16 protein-coding genes are annotated in these 16492 nt (G+C 68.7%); 12 read left to right on the forward strand and 4 right to left on the reverse strand.

Translation table 11 applies throughout. The features are described from left to right. Positions 1 to 14: 14 nt before the first annotated feature. The 6 genes from NY1_RS28345 to NY1_RS28370 all read left to right on the forward strand — a co-directional run bounded on the left by NY1_RS28345 (position 15) and on the right by NY1_RS28370 (position 6663). Positions 15 to 1340 (forward strand): type III PLP-dependent enzyme domain-containing protein, encoded by a 1326-nt coding sequence (locus tag NY1_RS28345; RefSeq protein WP_233434524.1) that lies wholly within the window; start codon positions 15 to 17, stop codon positions 1338 to 1340. Positions 1341 to 1350: 10 nt separating this feature from the next. Then, positions 1351 to 2967 (forward strand): N-acyl-D-amino-acid deacylase family protein, encoded by a 1617-nt coding sequence (locus NY1_RS28350; protein ID WP_067719834.1) that lies wholly within the window; start codon positions 1351 to 1353, stop codon positions 2965 to 2967. An 89-nt stretch (positions 2968 to 3056) separates the two neighbouring features. Next, positions 3057 to 3674: a bifunctional 4-hydroxy-2-oxoglutarate aldolase/2-dehydro-3-deoxy-phosphogluconate aldolase gene (locus NY1_RS28355; protein WP_067719835.1), complete on the forward strand. Its 618-nt coding sequence runs from the start codon at positions 3057 to 3059 to the stop codon at positions 3672 to 3674. Further along, the gene (locus tag NY1_RS28360; protein ID WP_067719837.1) at positions 3671 to 5170 is read left to right on the forward strand and encodes a GntP family permease; all 1500 of its coding nucleotides are present in this window, start codon (positions 3671 to 3673) and stop codon (positions 5168 to 5170) included. The genes NY1_RS28355 and NY1_RS28360 overlap by 4 nt, the downstream gene beginning before the upstream one ends. Before the next feature lie 74 nt (positions 5171 to 5244). Then, positions 5245 to 5610, forward strand: coding sequence for a DUF6188 family protein (locus NY1_RS28365; RefSeq protein WP_067719839.1), 366 nt, complete (start codon positions 5245 to 5247; stop codon positions 5608 to 5610). A 330-nt stretch (positions 5611 to 5940) separates the two neighbouring features. Next, the gene (locus NY1_RS28370; RefSeq protein WP_067719841.1) at positions 5941 to 6663 is read left to right on the forward strand and encodes a helix-turn-helix domain-containing protein; all 723 of its coding nucleotides are present in this window, start codon (positions 5941 to 5943) and stop codon (positions 6661 to 6663) included. A gap of 8 nt (positions 6664 to 6671) precedes the next feature. On the opposite strand, the gene NY1_RS28375 is transcribed toward NY1_RS28370, so the two are convergent. Further along, positions 6672 to 7166, reverse strand: a complete 495-nt coding sequence (locus NY1_RS28375) for a nitroreductase/quinone reductase family protein (RefSeq protein ID WP_067719845.1) — start codon at positions 7164 to 7166, stop codon at positions 6672 to 6674. 80 nt (positions 7167 to 7246) lie between these two features. Next, positions 7247 to 8710 (reverse strand): LCP family protein, encoded by a 1464-nt coding sequence (locus NY1_RS28380; protein WP_067720079.1) that lies wholly within the window; start codon positions 8708 to 8710, stop codon positions 7247 to 7249. 290 nt (positions 8711 to 9000) lie between these two features. Between NY1_RS28380 and argC the strand changes: the two genes are divergently transcribed. From argC to NY1_RS28410, 6 genes are read left to right on the forward strand one after another with little or no spacing between them, the layout of a single operon-like run. Further along, complete coding sequence (argC, locus tag NY1_RS28385) at positions 9001 to 10068, forward strand: N-acetyl-gamma-glutamyl-phosphate reductase (RefSeq protein WP_067719847.1); 1068 nt, start codon at positions 9001 to 9003, stop codon at positions 10066 to 10068. Then, on the forward strand, positions 10065 to 11276 hold the full coding sequence (gene argJ, locus NY1_RS28390; protein WP_067719853.1) for a bifunctional glutamate N-acetyltransferase/amino-acid acetyltransferase ArgJ: 1212 nt from the start codon (positions 10065 to 10067) through the stop codon (positions 11274 to 11276). Before argC ends, argJ begins: the two co-directional genes overlap by 4 nt. Then, positions 11273 to 12172, forward strand: a complete 900-nt coding sequence (gene argB / locus NY1_RS28395) for an acetylglutamate kinase (protein WP_067719856.1) — start codon at positions 11273 to 11275, stop codon at positions 12170 to 12172. Before argJ ends, argB begins: the two co-directional genes overlap by 4 nt. Continuing rightward, the gene (locus NY1_RS28400) at positions 12169 to 13365 is read left to right on the forward strand and encodes an acetylornithine transaminase (protein ID WP_067719859.1); all 1197 of its coding nucleotides are present in this window, start codon (positions 12169 to 12171) and stop codon (positions 13363 to 13365) included. Before argB ends, NY1_RS28400 begins: the two co-directional genes overlap by 4 nt. Further along, complete coding sequence (gene argF / locus NY1_RS28405; RefSeq protein WP_067719862.1) at positions 13362 to 14303, forward strand: ornithine carbamoyltransferase; 942 nt, start codon at positions 13362 to 13364, stop codon at positions 14301 to 14303. Before NY1_RS28400 ends, argF begins: the two co-directional genes overlap by 4 nt. Then, positions 14300 to 14821, forward strand: a complete 522-nt coding sequence (locus tag NY1_RS28410) for an arginine repressor (protein ID WP_067719865.1) — start codon at positions 14300 to 14302, stop codon at positions 14819 to 14821. The genes argF and NY1_RS28410 overlap by 4 nt, the downstream gene beginning before the upstream one ends. Here NY1_RS28410 and NY1_RS28415 read toward each other — a convergent pair. After that, positions 14818 to 15588, reverse strand: a complete 771-nt coding sequence (locus NY1_RS28415) for an MmyB family transcriptional regulator (protein ID WP_084535466.1) — start codon at positions 15586 to 15588, stop codon at positions 14818 to 14820. The two genes, NY1_RS28410 and NY1_RS28415, sit on opposite strands and share 4 nt — an antisense overlap. Further along, a complete protein-coding gene (locus NY1_RS28420) occupies positions 15585 to 16394 on the reverse strand; it encodes a helix-turn-helix domain-containing protein (RefSeq protein ID WP_084535468.1) in 810 nt (269 codons plus the stop codon). The genes NY1_RS28415 and NY1_RS28420 overlap by 4 nt, the downstream gene beginning before the upstream one ends. Positions 16395 to 16492: the final 98 nt, after the last annotated feature.

Consider the following 16492-nt stretch of genomic DNA (forward strand, 5'->3'; position numbering starts at 1 on the left):
TTGGAAGGAGCGTCGTGGCCGCCGACAATGCCGTCGCCCCCGCCCCCGGTGATCTCTCGGTCTTCGCCGACACCGTGCTCGGCCCGCAGCACAAATCGCTGCCCCCGGCCGCCTGGGGCCTGACCGTGCGCGAATACCTGGCCACCGCACCCCATCTCGACGAACTGCAAACCCCCGTGCTGACCATCGACCGCGCGGCCCTGGACAACAATCGCGCCGTCATGGCGGACTGGGCCGACGCCGCCGGCATGAAGCTGGCCCCCCACGGCAAAACCACCATGTCCCCCCAGCTCTGGCACGAACAGCTGGACGCCGGCTCCTGGGGCATCACCCTCGCCACCGGCTGGCAAGCCCAGGTCGGCCGCTCCTTCGGCCTGAACCGCATCATGCTCGCCAACGCCCTCCTCGACCCCACCGGAATCCGCTGGGCCGCAGCCGAACTCGCCGCCGACCCCACCTTCGAGCTCTACAGCTGGGTGGACAGCGTCGCCTCGGTCCGCGAAATGGAACGCCACCTCGAATCCGCACCGGAGGGTGTCCGCCTGTCCGTACTGGTGGAACTCGGTGGCCCGCACGGCCGTACCGGGGCCCGCGGGCTAGCCGCCGCCCACGAGATCGCCGACGCCGTTCACGAGTCGCCGCGCCTGGTCCTGGCGGGCGTAGGCGGTTACGAGGGCGCACTCGCCCACGACCGCACCCCCGAGGGCCTCGCCGCCGTCCGGCAATACCTGGACGAGCTGGCCATCCTGCACCGCGAGCTCGCTGCGGCGGGACGGTACGGCAACTTCACCGCGATTGTGACGGCGGGCGGTAGCGCGTATCCGGACCTGGTCGTCGAGCAGCTGGGTGTGCTGGCGGATGAGACTGGGGCGGACGGTGTTCCGACCGCGGTCGTGCTGCGGTCCGGGGCCTATCTGGTGCACGATGACGGGTTCTACTCGGGGATTTCGCCGTTGGCGCAGGGGGTGGCGGAACATCCGCTGCGGTCGGCGATGCACGGCTGGGCGCGTTCGGTGTCCCGGCCGGAGACGGAATTGGCGCTTCTCGATGCGGGTAAGCGTGATCTTCCGTTCGATGAGGGGCTGCCGGTCCCGCAGTTGGTTGCGGGACCGGTGGCGAAGGAATTGCCTGCGGGGGCGCATGTTTCGGCGTTGAACGATCAGCATGCTTTTCTGCGGTTGCCCGGGGGTGAGGACGGGGATGTGCCGGTGGGGAGCGTGGTGCGGCTGGGGTTGTCGCATCCGTGTACGGCGTTCGACAAGTGGCGGTTGATACCGGTGATCGACGATGCGGGGGCCGAGCGGCCGCGCGTGGTCGATTTCCTGCACACCTTCTTCTGAGCGGAACATCATGGCCGAGTTACTGATTCGCGATATCGACGTGGTCGACGGTTCGGGCGGGGCGGTGTTCCGGGCGGATGTGGTGGTGGACGGCGGGCGGATCGCCGCGATCGCCGCACCGGGCACCGTCGCCGGGGCCGACCGGGTGCTCGACGAGGGCGAGAACCTGGTGCTGGCACCGGGATTCATCGATATGCACGCGCATTCGGATCTGCATCTGCTGACCGATCCGGGACATTTCCCGAAGCTGAGCCAGGGCATCACCACCGAGGTCATCGGGCAGGACGGGCTGTCCTACGCACCGATCGACGAGCCGACCCTGGATGTGGTGCGCCGCCAGATCGCCGGGTGGAACGGCAATCCCGCCGACCTCGACTTCTCCTGGCGGACCGTCGCGGAATACCTGGACCGCCTGGACGGCGCGGGGATCACGCCGAACGCGGCGTACCTGGTCCCGCAGGGCACGCTCCGGCTCATGGTGGTGGGCAGCGAAAAGCGCGACGCCACACCGGAAGAGATCGCGAGGATGCGCGAGCTGCTGGCCCAGGCGTTGCGTGAAGGCGCGGTCGGCATGTCCAGCGGACTCACCTACACGCCCGGAATGTACGCCGACACTTCGGAACTCGCGGCCCTGTGCGAGGTGGTCGCGGAGTTCGGCGGCTTTTATGCCCCGCACACCCGCTCCTACGGCAAGGGCGCACTGGACGCCTACGCCGAGATGATCGAACTGTCCCGCCGCACCGGCTGCGCCCTGCACCTGACCCACGCCACCATGAACTTCGGCGAGAACCGCGGCCGCGCACCGGAACTGCTCGCCATGATCGATGCGGCCCTGGACGACGGCTGCGATATCAGCCTCGACACCTACCCGTACCTGCCCGGCTCCACCACGCTCTCTGCGCTGCTGCCCAGCTGGGCGATGTCCGGCGGACCGGATGCTGCCCTGGCGCGCATCGCTGATCTAGATACCCGGCTGAAGATCGTCGCCGATGTGAACGTGCACGGCTCCGACGGCTGCCACGGCGTGACGGTGGAATGGGAAACCATCCAGATCAGCGGTGTCGCCAACCCCGAACTGAGCAGCTGTGTCGGCAAGACCGTCGCCGAACTGGCCGCCGAACGCGACCTGCCCCCGGTGGAGATCTTCTTCGACATCCTCACCCGAGACCAGCTGGCCACCACCATCCTCCAGCACGTCGGCCACGAGGAGAACGTGCGCGCCATCATGCGCCACTCCCGCCACATGGGCGGCACCGACGCCCTCCTGGTCGGCGACCGCCCCCACCCCCGGGCCTGGGGCACCATGCCCCGCTACCTCGGCCACTACACCCGCGAACTCGGCATCCTCACCCTCGAGGACTGCGTCCACCACCTCACCGGCCGCCCCGCCGAACGCCTCCGCCTGCGCGACCGCGGCCTGATCCGCACCGGCTACGCCGCCGACCTGGTCCTGTTCGACCCCGCGACCGTCACCGACACCGCCACCTTCGAGAACCCGAAGCAGCAGGCCGACGGCATCCCCTACGTCTTGATCAACGGCGAATTCGCTTTGGACGCAGGCAAACCCACCGGGATCCGGGCCGGCCGCGCGCTGCGCCTGGACGCGGCGAACGGGCATATCAGTTGACCGCCCACCCGCCGGCACCGTCCGCGGTGCGGCGAACCTCGAACGAGACGCGTGGCCGCCACGCGGAAGGAGTTGTCTTGACCACCGCAATGGAGGCCATCCTGGCGGACCGGGCGCTGACCGTTGTTCGCGCGCCGGAGATTCCCGACCCCGTGGCACTGGCCGATGCCCTCGCCGGCGCCGGGATCCGGGCCGTGGAGCTGACTTTCACCACGCCGGGCGTATTGGATTGCCTGCGTAAGGTTTCCGCGGCCGGGCGGGCGGTGATCGGTGCGGGGACCGTGCTGAGCCGTGAGCAGGCCGAGGCCGCCATCGACGCGGGGGCGCGGTTCCTGGTTACCCCTGGCGTCACCGCACCGGTGGCCGCCGTGGCGGCGCAGCACGACATTCCCGTCGTCATGGGCGCTTTCACGCCCACCGAGGTGATGCGCGCCCTGGACCTGGGCGCGGCCGCCGTCAAGATCTTCCCGGCCCGGGCGCTCGGCCCCGGCTATCTGAAGGATTTGCGCGGTCCGTTCCCGGGCGTGCGCTTGATCCCCTCCGGCGGGGTCAATGCCGGTAATGCGGCCGAATTCCTCGCCCACGGCGCGGTCGCGGTCACCGCCGGCACCGATGTCGTCCCGCCCGCCTCCGTCGCGGCGGGCGACTGGCCGGAAATCGCCGCGCGCGCCGCGGCTTTCGTTTCATCGCTGGAAGGTAAACCATGAGCGCCACCGTCGACTGGCTGCGCACCACCACGCCGGGACTGCTGCTGCTCTGCGGTCTCTCGATCGCCGTGCTGTTGATCGCCATCATCCGGTTCAAACTCGAACCGTTCATCGCCCTGCTGCTCACCGGCCTCGGACTCGCCCTCGCGGCGGGCTTGCCGGTCGCCAAGATCGTGGGCACGCCGCTGAAAGCCGGTGAGTCCCTGCTGGAAACGGGCTTCGGCGGCATCCTCGGCCATATCGCCGTCATCATCGGCTTGGGCACCGTGCTCGGCGCGATCCTGGAGCGATCCGGCGGCGCGGACGTACTCACCGAGAAACTGCTGAAGGTGTTCGGCGAGAAGGGCGCTCCGGTCGCCATGGGCCTGCTCGGGCTCATCTTCGGCATCCCGGTGTTCTTCGATATCGGCATCTTCGTGCTCGCGCCGCTGGTGTACGTGGCGGCCAAGCGCGGCGGGCGCTCGCTGGTGCTCTACGCCATGCCCATGCTGGCCGGTCTGTCCATGACGCACGCCTTCCTGCCGCCGCATCCGGGCCCGGTCTCGCTGGGCGGACTGCTCGGGGTGAGCCTGGGCTGGCTCATCGTCATGGGATTCGTCTGCGGCATCCCGGGATTCATCGCGGCCGGCATCGTCTGGGGCGGCTGGATCGGCAAGCGGGTGCACGTGGAGGTGCCCGAGGAATTCCTGGTGCGCAAGGACGACGGCGACGCGCCCGCCGTGACGCCGGGCGCCGACACCGAGCCGGGTGACAACGGCTCCCCGGCGGGCGGCTCCGGCTCGATCGCCACGGCCGTCCCCACCACCACCGTGACCAAGCGCCCGCCCTCGGTCGCCCTGATCGGCGGCATCATCGCCGTCCCGCTCATCCTCATCCTGGGTGCGACCTTCGGCAGCCAGCTGCTGATCGCCAATTCCAAACCCCTGCAGGTGCTGACCTTCCTGGGCACCCCGGCGGTGGCCCTGCTCATCACCGTCCTGATCGCCTTCTACGTGCTCGGCCTGCGCCGCGGCTCCTCGGTCCAGGAACTCAGCGCCATCACCGCCGAATCCCTGCGCCCGGTCGGCATGCTGCTGCTGGTGGTCGGCGCGGGCGCCTTCTTCGGAAAGGTGATCTCCGCCACCGGAATCGGCACCGCCCTGGCCGAAACCATGTCCGCCGCCGGGCTTCCGGTGATCGTGCTGGCCTATCTGATCAGCTGCGGCCTGCGCATCGCCCAGGGTTCGGCCACGGTCGCCATCGTCACCACGGGCGGCATCGTGGCCCCGCTGGTCGCCGGGCACGACTACTCGCAGGTCTCGCTCGCTTTGATCGCCATGGCCATCGCGGCCGGGTCCATCATTCTGAGCCATGTCAACGACGGCGGTTTCTGGATCATCAGCAAGTACTTCAACCTGACGGTGAAGCAGACGCTGCAGACCTGGACGGTGCTCGAAACCGTGCTGTCGGTGGTCAGCTTCGCGGTGGCCGCGCTGCTGTTCGCGGTGCTCAGCTGAGCTGTTCGCCGTGCCGGGCCGGGGGTATTCCGGCAGAGTGGACCTCTCACCCACTCTGATACGGGAGATTGCTCATGGACATACCGATCACCGGTGCAACGCTGACGGTGCGGTCGTCCAGCCCCCTGCTCGTCCTCGAGGCGGGCGCGTACGAGCTACATATCGAAGGCGAACTGGCGGTGCACAATCCGGCCGGTCCGACCATTCACCGCATCCCCGGTGAGCCGCACACCGACGAACTCGTCGCCGCGCTCACCGGGGCCGTGGTGTCCGCGGTGGTGAACGACGACGGGGAATTGCGCATCGACCTGGATTCCGGGCATCGCCTGGTGGTGGAACCGGATCGCTACTTCGAAGCCTGGACCGTCACCGCGCCCGGCCGCTTCCTGGTGGTGTGCATGCCCGGCGGCGAATTGGCGGTCTGGACGCAGGAGTCCTGAGCTTGCGCCGCGGCGGTGGGCTGTCAGGAGCTCACTCGCCACGGCGTCGGCCCGTGTGGGATACCGCTCAGCACGTACGACGGAACCCACCGTCGGCATCGACGAGGCCCGCGTTCATGCCGTCCCCTCGCGGGCATCCGTGGTGATGGCCATGCGATCCGCACGACCGAAACAGAGCATCCCGATCCGGAGGGGTGCACGTCAAGGCGGGAGTGTGTCCCAAATTGTCCCACCTGAGCGGTTCGCGAATGTTCTACATGGTTTGCTATACGTCATGCGCATACCGGATGCGACGGTATGGCGGATCGGTTCGAGGGAGGCAGGAGAACGGTGGCCGATACGCACGCCGGGATCGCGAATTATCTGCGGGAGCGCCGTGAGGTCGCCGGGCTGAGCCGGGCCGAACTGGGCCGCCGGGCCGGGGTGTCCGAGGCGCTGATCCAGAAGATCGAACAGGGCACCCGGACGCCCACCGCCACCGCCCTGGCCGCGCTCTACGAAGCTCTCGACGTGCCGCACCAGTACCGCGAGCACGCCGCCGCCGTACTGCAACCGGGCCTGGCCGGGCTGGCCGACTATCACGAAGCGCCCGAGCCGGCCGAACTCGCCTTCCTGCACGGTCTGCCGAATCCGGCCTGCTACCAGACCATGCCCGCGCTGGACGTGATCGCCGCCAACGAGGCGTACCTGCGCTGGTTCCCGGGCCTGGTGGTGGGCGGCAATGTCATCGAATGGATGCTCTTCGATCCGCGGTCGCGGGAAGCCATCTCCGAATGGGACTACACCGCGCACATCATGGTGCACAGCTTCCGCTACATGTCGGCCGGCAATACCGCTCCCGAGCGCGCCGCCGAGATCGTCGCGGCGTGCGGGCAGTCACCGGACTGGGATCGCTTCTGGCACACCGATATCGCGCCCGCCGATATTCCGCGCAAGCCCACGAGTATGCGCTCGCCGGACACCGGTGACTGGGTGCCGATGTACATCCAGCTGTTCCGCTACGAGATGCCGCGCCGCCCCTGGTGGATGTACTCGGTGGTGCCGATTCCCTGAGCCGCCCGTCAGCTCGCCTTGCGCAGCACCGCGATCGGGAAGCGCCGCTCGCTCAGCGCGCGATAGGTGGCGAACTCCTGATATCCGGCGACGAGCAGCTTCCAGAGCCGCTCGTACTCCGCGTCGTCGTCGACCACGTGCACCTCGACGGCCCAGCGATCCGGTCCCACCTGCACTTCGGGCCGCGGCGTGGTGACCAGGTTCCGCCACCAGTTGGGCAGGTTCGGATGCCCGCCGTTGGACCCGCACACCAGCAGGTCCTCGCCGTCGCGGACCAGCATGAGCATGACCGGGCGCGGTTCACCGGATTTGCGCCCGGTCACGTTCAGCCGGAACACCGGTTTGCCGGAGAGCGTGGTGAATCGGGTGCCGCCGAAGCGGTCGTAGAGGCGGGCGTGCAGGCGCGCGTAGAACCGGGCGGCCGTGCCCAGGTATTTGGTGGAGTAGTGGTTGAACCGCCCCGCCAGCGTGAGCTGTCCGTTTCCGGAAGTATTGTCGGCCACCTGTTTTCCTCACGCCGAGCCGTCGTCTCGGAACTCACCATACACAGCGTCCAGCGAATCGCCGGGCCGTACCGGCGGGGTCAGTTCACGCAGGGAATGCTGCCGCCCAGATCGGTGACGACCGGTTTCCCGGAGTCCGGCACATCCGAGGTCGAGGTGGTGGGCGTCTTGGACACGGTGGTGGTCGGGGTGGCCGCGGTACTGGCCGCCGCGCTCGGATCGAGCGAGTCCGGCAGCTGGAAGTCGGTGCCCAGCACCAGTTTCACCCGTCCGAGCTCCACATTCGGCGACGAGGCGACGGGGACGCCGCCGAGCATGTCCGACAGCTGCTTGGCATCGGTCTCCGCGCCCGTGCCGTAGTAGACGATGGTCGAGGAGCCGTCGGCATAGGTGCCGTTGCTGACCTGCCCGGTGGCGAAACCCTTGGCGCCGAACGACTTCGACACCTGTGCCGCCATGCCCGGGGTGCCGGTGGCATTGACCACGTCCAGGGTGGAGGTCGGCACCGTGGTCGGCGTGGTGGGGGTGGTCGAGGGCGTGATGCCGAAAGCCGCCTGTACTTCCTTCTTGATGGCCTTCGGATCGATGATGTTCACGTCCTGGCCGTTGATGTTGTCGTAGCGCAGCACCGGCAGCGTGCGGAATTCGATGCTGGGGGAGTCGGCGCGGCCCAGCGTGGTGAGGAACTTCAGCAGATCCCAGTCGTCGGACACCACCACGTCGCGGTGCGCGGCCTCCATCAGCTCCTTCATCCGGGTGACGTTGAGGATGGTCCCGGAATCCTTGAGCGACTTGGCGACCGAGGTCAGGAACGCCTGCTGGCGGTGCGTGCGATCGAGGTCGCCGTTGGGCAGGCCGTGGCGCTGGCGCACGAAGGAGAGCGCGTTGGCGGCATCGAGATGCTGGGGTCCGGCGGGGAACACCGCGCCGGAGTAGTAGCTGTCGTCGACCGCGTTCTTGAGGCAGACGTCCACGCCGCCGAGCGCTTTGGCCAGATCGTAGAAGCCGACCAGGGACACCTCGGCGAATTTGTTGATGGGCACCCCGGTGAGCGTCTTGACCGCGGCGCGCACCGAATCGCGACCGGCCTCGCGGCCCTGGCGTTCCAGCTCCACCTTGTCGGTCATGCCCTGCGCCTTGAGCTTCTCCTCGGTGTAGTACTTCTTCAGCCCGTAGGTTTCCTTGATCTTGGCGTGGTCGTAGCCGGGGATGCCGGTCACCGCCACGTAGTCGTCGCGCGGGATGGAGAAGGCCACGATCTTCTTCATGTCCTTCGGAATATGCATGAGGATCAGCGAATTGGCGTTGTAGCCGCCTTCGGAGCCGTCGCCGGCGTGCAGCTGATCGAGAATGTCCTTGGGCAGATCGTTGCCGTTCAGGTCCTTGCGGGTGTCCAGGCCGATGATCAGCAGGTTGATATCGCCGGCGAGGGAGCGGTCTTCCTCCGGGATGATGTTGGTGCGGGTGAAGCCCGATTCCGCGGCGGTCTCGCCCCACCAGGTCACGCCCGTGATTCCGAGCACACCCACCGCGGCGAGCGCCATGACGCCGCGTCCGCTGTTGCGCAGCCAGGCCCGGTCGGGCTTGTCGCCGGTGGGCGCGTCGGCCTTGCGATGGCTGGCGCGCCGGCGTCCGGTTGCCGGACGTTCGCGCGGTGACCGGCCGGATGCGGGCGCTGCCGAACTCCGGCTCGCGTCGCGGGCGTCGCGGATGGCCGGGATCGGTTCGGTGTTGTCTTCGTACATGGCCCTGTCGAGTCTGCCGGAGCGAACGGGGTGCTGTCGGATTCGAACCCACCTGTGAATGAGCTTGCACAGTCGTGCATAATCATCACATGGCGGATACCTCGGTTGGGCCCACATTGCGGGTCGCGGTGGCTGGTGCGAGCGGGTACGCGGGCGGTGAAGTCCTGCGCCTGTTGCTCGGACATCCAGATTACCGAAGCGGGCGTATTCAGATCGGTGCGTTGACCGCGGGATCCAATGCCGGTTCCACCCTGGGGGAATTGCAACCGCATCTGCTGCCGCTGGCCGACCGGGTACTCGAAGCGACCACGCCGGAGATCCTCGCGGGTCACGATGTGGTGTTCCTGGGGCTGCCGCACGGGCAGTCGGGCGCTATTGCCAAGGCGTTGCCGGAAGAGACCATCATCATCGACTGCGGGGCGGATTTCCGGCTCACCGATGCCGCGGCCTGGGAGAAGTACTACAAGTCGGAGCACGCGGGCAGCTGGCCGTACGGATTGCCCGAACTGCCCGGCGGCCGGGACAAACTGCGCGGCGCCACCCGGATCGCGGTCCCCGGCTGCTATCCGACGGTGTCGAGCCTGGCGCTGGCCCCGGCCGTGGCCGCCGGCATCATCGAGCCGAACGTGAACGTGGTGGCCGTCAGCGGCACCTCCGGCGCGGGCCGCAAACTCGATGTGGGCCTGCTCGGTTCGGAGGTGATGGGCTCGCTGCGCGCCTACTCCATCGCGGGCGCGCACCGGCACACCCCGGAGATCGCGCAGAACCTCAAGGCCGCGAGCGGCGATGCCGCCCTGGACGTTTCGGTGTCCTTCACCCCCGTGCTGGCCCCGCTGCCGCGCGGCATCCTGGCCACCTGCACCGCCCCGACCACCGTGGACGCCGCCACCGCGCGCGCCGTCTACGAGAAGGCCTACGCCGACGAGCCTTTCGTGCACCTGCTGCCCGAAGGCGTGCTGCCGCAGACCGGTTCGGTACTCGGCTCCAATGCCGTCACCCTCCAGGTGACCGTGGACGCCGACGCCGGGCTGCTGGTGGTGATCGGCGCGATCGACAACCTGACCAAGGGCACCGCGGGCGCCGCGGTGCAATCCATGAACCTGGCCCTCGGCATCGAGGAGACCGCAGGACTTTCCACCGTAGGAGTGGCACCGTGACGACAGGCAACGCTGGCAAACTGGTCCGGACCCAGGGCGTGACCGCGCCGCTGGGCTTCCGCGCCGCCGGTATCGCGGCGGGCATCAAGGTGAGCGGGAAGCCGGACCTGGCACTGGTTTTCAGCGAGGGGCCGGAGTACGCGGCGGCGGGCGTGTTCACCCGCAACAAGGTCAAGGCCGCGCCGGTGCTGTGGTCGCAGCAGGTGCTGAAGACCGGCCGTTTGCGCGCCGTCATCCTGAATTCCGGTGGGGCCAATGCCTGTACCGGCCCGGGCGGTTTCCAGGACACCCACGCCACCGCCGAGGAACTCGCGAAAGCCTTGAGCAACTGGGGCACCGAGACCGGCGCGGGCGAGATCGCGGTCTGCTCCACGGGTTTGATCGGCGACCGGCTGCCGATGGACAAGCTCATTCCGGCCGTCACCGAGATCGTGCACGAGATGGGCGGCGGCCTGTCCGGCGGCGCGGAGGCGGCGCGGGCCATCATGACCACCGATACGGTGCCGAAAGAGGTCGCGTACCACCACCGGGACAAGTGGAACGTGGGCGGTATGGCCAAGGGCGCGGGCATGCTCGCGCCGTCGCTGGCCACCATGCTCGTGGTGCTGACCACCGACGTGGTCGCCACCCCGGAGCAGCTGGACGCCGCGCTGCGCAACGCGACCCGCTACACCTTCGACCGCCTGGACGTGGACGGCTCCTGCTCCACCAACGACACCGTGCTGCTGCTGGCCAACGGCGCGTCCGGCGTCGCGCCGTCGCAGGACGAGCTGAACGCGGCCGTGCTGGCGGTCTGCGACGATCTGGCCGAGCAGCTCATGGCCGATGCCGAGGGCGTCACCAAGCGGGTGCACATCACCGTGCAGGGTGCGGTCAGCGAGGACGACGCGCTCATCGGCGCGCGGGCGCTGGCGCGCGACAGCCTGGTCAAGACGGCGTTCTTCGGTTCCGATCCGAACTGGGGCCGGGTGCTGGCCGCCATCGGCATCGCGCCCATCGAACTGGATCCGAACCGGATCTCGGTGTCGTTCAACGGTTCTCCGGTGTGCGTCGACGGTGCGGGCGCGCCGGGCGCGCGCGAGGTGGACCTGTCCGGGCCCGATATCGCGGTGCTGGTGGACCTCGGCCTGGGCGACGGCACGGCCACCATCCGCACCACCGACCTCTCGCACGGGTACGTCGAAGAGAATTCGGCGTACAGCTCATGAGCACTGTGCACGAAGAACTCTCGGCCCTGGACAAGGCGCACGTGCTAGCCGGCGCGCTGCCGTGGCTGCAGAAGTTCCGGGACAAGATCGTGGTCGTCAAGTACGGCGGCAATGCCATGGTCGACGAGGAACTCAAGCAGGCGTTCGCCGCCGATATGGCGTTCCTGCGCACCGTCGGCGTGCACCCGGTGGTGGTGCACGGCGGCGGCCCGCAGATCAGCGCCATGCTGAAAAAGCTGGGCCTGCAAGGGGAATTCCGCGGCGGCTTCCGGGTCACCACCCCCGAGGTGATGGATGTCGTGCGCATGGTGCTCTTCGGCCAGGTCGGCCGCGAACTGGTCGGGCTGATCAACGCCCACGGCCCGTACGCGGTCGGCATCTCCGGCGAGGACGCGCACCTGTTCACCGCCACCCGCCGTACCGTGCAGGTGGACGGCGCGGCCACCGATATCGGCCTGGTCGGCGATGTCACCTCGGTGAATCCCGATGCGGTGCACGACCTCATCGCCGCCGGGCGCATCCCGGTCGTGTCCACCATCGCGCCGGACGTGCACGGCGTGGTGCACAACATCAATGCCGATACCGCGGCGGCCGCACTGGCCGAGGCCATCGGGGCGGAGAAGCTCGTCGTCCTCACCGATGTCGAAGGGCTGTACACGAATTGGCCCGATCGGTCGTCGCTGACCTCGCGCATCGACACCGCCGAACTCGCCGACTTGCTGCCCCGCCTGGATGCGGGCATGGTGCCCAAGATGGAAGCCTGCCTGCGCGCCGTGCAGGGCGGCGTCCCGACCGCGCACGTGATCGACGGGCGGGTGCCGCATTCGGTCCTGCTGGAACTGTTCACCGGGGAGGGCATCGGCACGATGGTCACCCCAGCTCAGGAGAAGCCATGACGACAGCCGACATCCAGCAGCGGTGGCAGACCGCGCTGATGAACAACTACGGCACCCCGAAGATCGCGCTGGTGCGCGGGCAGGGCGCGGTGGTCTACGACGCCGACGGCAAGCGCTACCTGGACTTCCTGGGCGGTATCGCGGTCAACAGCCTCGGGCACGCGCATCCGGCGATTCTGGAGGCGGTCACCGGGCAGCTCGGCACGCTCGGGCACGTCTCGAATCTGTATGCCAGCGAACCGGTCATCGAACTGGCCGAGCGGCTGCTCGCGCACTTCGGCGACGGGCACGGCCGGGCGTTCTTCTGCAATTCCGGCACCGAGGCCAACGAGGCCGCGTTCAAGATGGCGCGGCTCACCGGCAAGACCAAGATCGTCGCCTGCGAGGAGGCGTTCCACGGCCGGACCATGGGCGCGCTCGCGCTCACCGGTCAGCCGTCCAAGCGGGAACCGTTCGCGCCCATGCCCGCCGGCGTGGTGCACGTGCCCTACGGTGACGCCGCCGCGCTGGCCGCCGCCGTGGACGACGACACCGCCGCGGTGTTCCTCGAACCCATCATGGGGGAGAGCGGCGTGGTGGTGCCGCCCGCCGATTACCTGGCGCAGGCGCGGGCCATCACGAAAGAGCATGGGGCGCTGCTGATCCTGGACGAGGTGCAGACCGGCATCGGCCGCACCGGGGCGTTCTACGCGCACCAGGCGGTGGGCATCGTGCCCGATGTCATCACCCTGGCCAAGGGGCTGGGCGGCGGGCTGCCGATCGGCGCGGTGCTCGCGCAGGGCGACGCGGCCGAACTGCTGCAGCCGGGCATGCACGGCACCACCTTCGGCGGCAATCCCGTCTGTGCCGCAGCGGCTCTGGCGGTGCTGCGCACCATCGACGAGGAGGGTCTGCTCGCGCACGTCGAGTCCGTGGGCAAGATCCTGGTGGACGGCATCGAAGAGCTACATCACCCGCTCGTCGACCATGTGCGGGGCGCGGGGCTGCTCATCGGCATCCAGCTCACCGAGGACGTCTCGGCGCAGGTGAACGACGCCGCGATCGAGGCCGGATACCTTCTGAATCCCGCCAAGCCCAATGTGATTCGACTGGCTCCGCCGCTCGTGCTCACCGAAACCCAGGCCGGCAACTTCCTGTCCGACCTGCCCGGCATTCTCGACGCGGCGCAAGCCAAGGCGAAGGAGACCAAGTGACCATCCGGCATTTCCTGCGTGACGACGACGTCACCCCGGCCGAGCAGGCGGAAATCCTCGCCATCGCAGCGGAATTGAAGGCCGCGCCGCTCTCGCGCAAGCCCCTGGCGGGTCCGCGCGGCGTCGCGGTCATGTTCGAGAAGAACTCGACCCGCACCCGCTTCTCCTTCGAGATGGGCATCGCGCAGCTGGGCGGGCACGCGGTGGTCGTGGACGGCCGCGACACCCAGCTGGGCCGCGAGGAGACCCTCGCCGACACCGGCCGGGTGCTGTCCCGCTATGTCGAGGCCATCGTGTGGCGCACCTTCGAACAGGTGCGTCTCGACGAGATGGCCGGAGCCGCAACGGTTCCCGTGGTGAACGCGCTCTCCAACGAATTCCACCCCTGCCAGGTCCTCGCCGATCTGCAGACGCTGAAGGAGCGCAAGGGCGACCTCACCGGCCGCAAGCTCGCCTACCTCGGCGACGGCGCGAACAATATGGCGCACTCGCTCATGCTCGGCGGCGTCACCGCGGGGCTGCACGTGACCATCGCCGCGCCCGAGGGTTTCGAGCCGTTCCCGTGGATCGTGGACCTGGCGCAGAAGCGGGCCGCCGAGACCGGGGCGAGCATCACCTTCACCGATGACCCGCAGGCCGCCGCCGACGGCGCGGACGCGCTCGTCACCGACACCTGGATGTCCATGGGCCAGGAGAACGACGGCCGCGATCGCGTCGCCCCGTTCCGGCCCTTCCAGGTGAACGCCGACCTGCTCGCCCGCGCCGCCTCGGATGTGACCGTGCTGCACTGCCTTCCGGCGCATCGCGGCGAGGAGATCACCGACGAGGTCATCGACGGCCCGCACAGCGCGGTCTGGGACGAGGCCGAGAACCGCCTGCACGCGCAGAAGGCGCTATTGGTCTGGCTGCTGGAGAAGTACGACGGCGGACGCGCGTGAGCACCGGCGAACGACGCCCGGCGACCGGCAGATCGGGTGCGGCCATCGCCCGCACCCGCGCCGGTCGCCAGGCCCGCATCGTCGCGATCCTCGCCCAGCACGAGGTGCGCAGCCAGACCGAACTGGCCGCGCTGCTCTCCGGTGAGGGCATCGAGACCACCCAGGCCACGCTGTCCCGCGACCTGGACGAGCTGGGCGCGGTGAAACTGCGCGCCGCGGACGGCGGCGCGGGCGTGTACGTGGTGCCCGAGGACGGCAGCCCGGTGCGCGGGGTCACCGGCGGTACCGAACGGCTCTCCAAACTGCTCGGCGATCTGCTGGTCTCGACCGACGCCAGCGGCAATATCGCCGTGTTGCGCACTCCGCCCGGCGCGGCGCATTTCCTGGCCAGCGCGCTGGACCGGGCGGCGCTGCCGGAGATCGTGGGCACCATCGCCGGCGACGACACCATCGCGGTCATCGCCCGCGAGCCGCTGACCGGGGCGGAACTGGCCGCCAAGATCGAAGGGCTGGCCTAGCTTCCGCCGGTGCGGATGCCCAGGTGCATCTGCACCCGGTCGGCGTTCACGCCCGCCGCGAAGCGGAACAGCTGCAACTGGATGGCGTCCCGCCGTCCCGTCGCGGGGTCGCGCACCACGATCGGGCCGCGATCGCGATGGAAGCGGACCTCACCCGCCGCCCAGTAACGCCGGAAGTCGGGATTGTGCGAGAGCTCGGCGAACAGGTCCCGGCACGACGGCAGATCGGTGTGCTGGGTGAGGCGGCCGCGCAGCAGCGCCACCGACAGCTCCGCCTCGGCCGGCCATTCGACCATGATGGTGCGGGCCTCCGGGCTGCCGAACACCCAGCGCAGGATATTGCCGTCCGCGACGACGCCGGGAAAGGCCGCCGCGTAGGAGTCGTTGCAGGCCAGTACATTCCAGCCGATATCGACGCAGGCGGCCAGGGTGTCGCCGAAATCGGCGAGCATGGGGCCCGCGGACGCCGACACCTCGGCGCGCAATTGCGCCAGCGTCGGCACCGGCCGGAAGTGGCCGCCGGAGAATTCGGTCAGCTGCCGGCGTTCGCCCTCGGTCAGTGGCCGCAGGGTGTCGAGATAGCGTTCCAGCGCGGTCAGCACCGACGTCGTGGGCCGCGAGCGGTTCCCGGCCTCCAGGTGATTGATGTAGCTGGAACTGATGCCGGTGGCGAAGCCCAGCCGTTCGCGCGAGAGCTTCCGGTCCTCCCGGAGTTTGCGCAGCAGCCAGCCCAGATGGGGGAGCGCGGGACTGATGGCTTCGGTCATGATCCGGCCTCCGGCAGGCGGCGGCAGATCAGGAACCAGATCCAGCCCGGATGGGCGGCGGATTCGTGAATGAACGAATTCACTTCGGCGGGAAAAGGTTTCCCGGTGCCGGATTCGCGTAGATACATCGGCCGGGCGGCGCGCTCGAAGACCATTCCGGTATCCCAGTGCGCGCGGAACTCGGGATAGACCGACATTTCCGCCAGGAGTTCCCGGTGAATCTCGGGATTACCGGTGATGGCGATCATGGCCCGGAATCCGGCCACCAGATTGGCCGCCTCGTAATCCCATTCCGGCAGTGCCGTTCTGGCTTCCGGTGCGGCGAAATACCAGTGCAGCACATTCCCGATCTCGCCGATGCCCGGCGTCACCGCGGCATAGGAGTCGTTGTACGCCAGCACGTTATAGCGGCAATCGAAATACATGGCGGGACTGGGTTCGGCCGCCCGCAGCAGGCGCAGCATGTCGCCGGTGATCCCGGCGCGCAGTTCGGCCACCGTAGGCAGGTTCGGCAAGGGCAGTTCGGCCAGCTCGTAGAGGTGGCGGCGGTGCTCGTCGGAGACCGGCTCGATCGCGTGCAACTCCCGGATCAGCACCTGCACGACCTCCGCGGTCGGGCGATTGCGCCCGCCCCGTTCCAGCCGCGTCACATAACTCGCGCTGACCCCCATGGCCATGGCGAGTTTCTCGCGCGAAATGCCGCGAGCATCTCGTAACCGACGTAACAAGTCCCCGAAACTGGGGGCTTGAATACCGCTCATTTTGCCGGTGTTCATAGGCCCTTCAACTAATTTCTTACGCATCATCCGGCAGTTTGCCGGAACTATTGCGAACGACGAAGCTATCACAGGTCGGCGATATTCGACGGCCGTGGCGCGGCTGGATTCAGCCGGGATGAGCGCCG

The sequence above is a fragment of the Nocardia yamanashiensis NBRC 100130 genome (assembly GCF_001613325.1).
GTDB lineage: Bacteria > Actinomycetota > Actinomycetes > Mycobacteriales > Mycobacteriaceae > Nocardia > Nocardia yamanashiensis.